Raw genomic sequence first — 3,449 nt, forward strand, 5'->3', positions numbered from 1 at the left:
AAGGGAGTTCCGATCGCCCGGGGCGCTCCACTGCCCACTTCCTACTTCCTCCCCCGGTTGATTTCCCCCGTTCGATTTCGTAACTTGTGTAGCGAAATTGAACTCAGTGTACGAATTCCTTAGCCTGACAGAATGAAACGAACTAGTCAACATCTTTACCAACAAGCCGATCCTGCCTATCTGCTCATCCTCCTGCTTTTTATGATTGGCGGAAGTTGCGGCGTCCAATCCGATCAGAAGGTGGAGGAACCCGATGCCGTTGTTGTCGAACCCGACACGCTGATGGCTCCTGCCGAACCCGATCCGGAGGAGGAACCCGCCGTGCCTGTCGAAGCTGCACCGGGAGCTCCCAGGCCCGTCGAGCCCGAATCGCCGGTTCTGGCAAACGAAGAGGAACAAATGGCCCAGGAGCCGGGGGTGATCGGGGCGATTGACTCTGACGACGGTGAGCCCGAGATGATCGATATACCCATGGAAACCGCAGCGCCCGGGGAGCAGGTGTATGGCGGACAGATGATGGTTTACGCTTCCGATTCCATGGTTGAGCACCGGGTTGAACGGGTGATGGCCCTGGTTCGGCAGCAGATCGATGTCGACAAGGCCATCGAAAGTTTTAGCCAGAGCATGGGGATCAGCGAAGGCGAGGTCGCGGGCGATTCGAAGGTGCACGACATCAAACTCAGCGATTCCTTGCGGGTCACACTCGTGTTCAATCCCGACGATTTTAAACTGATCAGCGACGAAGCCGTCTATTACCGGCACTTCGCGAGAGGATACACCCAGTATTTTGATTGGGAGATTGAACCCCTCAGCCCGGGGGACAAAAAGCTGACCATCAAAATAGAAAACTATGTCGACCACTCCTGGAACAATTTTGTGTCGCCACAAACCATCAACATCCGGGTCAAAGTCAATCAGAGCACGCTATGGACGCGTTTGTGGGATACCCTGCAAGAAGACCCCTTGTGGTTGCTCAACAAAATCCTGCTGCCCGTGCTGGCTTTCATTGCCGGCCTGTTGGCTACCTATATCCGGAAAAAGCTGTTTGGGAAAAAAGAAAGCTGAACCAGTCCGGGGCGTCCGGGAAAAATTCGGTCGTTCCGATATTCGTTCTTGTGATTGTCGATAAAAGAAATCAACTGAGGTTTTCTTGTCTGCTTCGGCTAGCGCCCTTCCAGTTTTTGGAGTACCTCTTTTTTGTAGCTTCGACTGATCGGGATTTGCTTTTTGCCCATTTCGATAGATTCACCCGTAAACGAATCAATATTCCGGATGGAAACGATAAATGAGCGGTGCGTGCGAATGAAATCTTTCTGGGGCAATTTTGCTTCAATATTGGTAATGGTTTCCCGGGTCACAACTGTTTTGTCGGTCAAATGAATTTTTACATAGTCGCTAAGACTCTCAACAAAGCGAATTTCGGCAAAGTCTATTTTGATCATTTTCCGGTCGGCCCGGACAAAGAAATAGTCGCTTCGTTCCGGCATGATCTCCACAGGTTCGTAGTTTCTCACCGGGGCATTTTCATCCCGATACTTATTAATGGCCTGCAGCAGTCGTTCATACGAGATGGGTTTCAGCAGATAATCCACTGCTTGCAAGTCGAAACCATCCACAGCATATTCCCGATAGGCGGTGGTAAAAATCACTTTGATGTGTTTATTAATCGAACGTGCAAACGATAGCCCTGAAATCTCCGGCATATTGATGTCCAGAAAGATCAGATCGACTTTTTCAGAATTGATCACCTGGAATGCCTCCAGGGCGCTCTTGCAGCGGGCCATCACCTGAACCGTGTTAATTTTGGCCAGATGGTTTTCCAAAACTTCACGGGCCACCGGCTCATCGTCAACCAGGATGCATCGGATTATTTCAGTCATCAGAGCTTCAGTTTAAATTAGAAATGGACAAATTCACGGTGAACCATTTATCTGATTTTACAATCGAAAGTTCGTGATTGTTTTTGTAATGCAGTTCCAGCCGTTTGCGGATGTTCTCCAGTCCAATGCCTGTTTTTTCCGGTATCTCTTCATCATCCAAAAACGAATTTCGAAGGAAAAAGCGCAAGTGATTTTCCTTGACCGAAACGTTCATTTCAATCCGCAAAAAGCCTTTTTCCAGTGTGCCATGTTTAAAGGCATTTTCAACAAACGGTATCAGTAGCATAGGCGCTATCTGAACGTCTTCATCAATTTCGTCGGAAGCAAAAACGACGTTCAGTGTGTCTTGGAACCGGATCTTTTCCAGTTCAATATACTCGCCAATGTGCAAAACCTCTTCTTTTAAACTCACCCGCGGCTTGCTAACCTGGTACAAGATATAATCGAGCAGGTTGGAAAGTCTCAAGATGAGTTCGGGAGTCTGTTTGGACTGCTTCAAGGCAAAGCCATAAATGGTATTCAGCGTGTTAAACAGAAAGTGGGGCTGGATTTGCATTTTCAGATAGTGCAATTCCTGCTCCTTGAGCTGCAGATTAGTCGCTAAAACTTTGTTTTCAAGTTCTTTATTTAAAGAAATCGTTTTGAAGTTGCGGTTCAGCAGATTGACAAAGCTGACTAGCCCCACAACCAGGAATACCAGCACGAGAACAAAGGTGAAATTTTTGCTCATGGGCGGCATGCTGTTAATATCAAAATTCAATAAGAAATACAGGCACCCATACAGCAATAATACAATTTCATACGATGTGAAAACCAGCAGATAAAAGCTGTACAGGCCGAACTTCCAGTACTTTTCCTTGAGTAAATAGTTGGGAATAAGAAAATAAACCATAAAATAAGTCACCCCAATGGTGAGTGGCAACAACAGGCTCGAAAACCATAGAATGTACCTCGTATTGTCGTTGTTATAGCTGAAGAAGTAAACAAAGAAAAACCAGACTGAAATCCACAGCAGGATGTGAATCAGAATAAACCTGGTTTTAATCATTCGAAGAATGTTCATAATAGCAATAGTACGTAATTTCTTTTAATTGGTAATTTTTTATCGGCCGGCAACCATTTTTGAGATGGATTTCGCAGCGGAAAGAACTATATTTCGCTTTGTATCATTAAAATGGTTGTAAAGCGAGCTTTTATATTCGTTCGCCGCAAATAAAAAAAAGATTGGAAAATCGCGCGTACATTTGATTTTGTAATAACCAAAAAACAAAATGTTATGCCTTCATTTAGTCAAATTTTAGTCGACGGTGGTGTTTATATCACCTACATGATTCTCATTTTGGTGATCGTTTGTCTGGTTTTATTCGCCAGGGCTTTCACAGGAAAAGGCGACTTCTCAAAAACAAAATCCCTGTTGGTTTCGCTGGGATGGTTTTGTTTGGTTTGGGGATACCTGGGGCGAACCATTGGATTGATTCAGGCATTCGATAAAATTCAGGCTGCCGGTGACATTAGTCCAAGTATGTTTGCCAGTCACCTGAAAATGGCTTTGATTGGCCCGCTGTTTGG

Annotated in this window: 4 protein-coding genes; 2 read left to right on the forward strand and 2 right to left on the reverse strand. The window is 45.7% G+C overall.

Annotation, left to right across the window (positions count from 1 at the left end; translation table 11 throughout):
• Nucleotides 1-132: 132 nt before the first annotated feature.
• The gene (locus AAC033_RS18670) at nt 133-1,065 is read left to right on the forward strand and encodes a hypothetical protein (protein WP_339740998.1); all 933 of its coding nucleotides are present in this window, start codon (nt 133-135) and stop codon (nt 1,063-1,065) included.
• Between the two features lie 98 nt (nt 1,066-1,163).
• Here AAC033_RS18670 and AAC033_RS18675 read toward each other — a convergent pair whose 3' ends face one another.
• Together AAC033_RS18675 and AAC033_RS18680 are read right to left on the reverse strand one after the other, a co-directional pair.
• Nucleotides 1,164-1,880: a LytTR family DNA-binding domain-containing protein gene (locus AAC033_RS18675; RefSeq protein ID WP_339741000.1), complete on the reverse strand. Its 717-nt coding sequence runs from the start codon at nt 1,878-1,880 to the stop codon at nt 1,164-1,166.
• A 7-nt stretch (nt 1,881-1,887) separates the two neighbouring features.
• Entirely contained in the window at nt 1,888-2,928 is a 1,041-nt protein-coding gene (locus AAC033_RS18680; RefSeq protein ID WP_339741002.1) for a histidine kinase, read from the reverse strand.
• A 228-nt stretch (nt 2,929-3,156) separates the two neighbouring features.
• On the opposite strand from AAC033_RS18680, the gene AAC033_RS18685 reads away from it, so the two are divergent.
• On the forward strand, nt 3,157-3,449 hold a 293-nt coding region (locus AAC033_RS18685; RefSeq protein WP_339741004.1), incomplete at its 3' end, for a MotA/TolQ/ExbB proton channel family protein.

The sequence above is a fragment of the uncultured Sunxiuqinia sp. genome (assembly GCF_963974515.1).
Taxonomy (GTDB): domain Bacteria; phylum Bacteroidota; class Bacteroidia; order Bacteroidales; family Prolixibacteraceae; genus Sunxiuqinia.

What these genes read in the sequence shown, in the direction of transcription:
- AAC033_RS18670 (WP_339740998.1), top strand. Translation starts at nt 133, where the DNA reads ATGAAACGAACTAGTCAACATCTTTACCAACAAGCCGATCCTGCCTAT.
- AAC033_RS18675 (WP_339741000.1), bottom strand. Translation starts at nt 1,880, where the DNA reads ATGACTGAAATAATCCGATGCATCCTGGTTGACGATGAGCCGGTGGCC.
- AAC033_RS18680 (WP_339741002.1), bottom strand. Translation starts at nt 2,928, where the DNA reads ATGATTAAAACCAGGTTTATTCTGATTCACATCCTGCTGTGGATTTCA.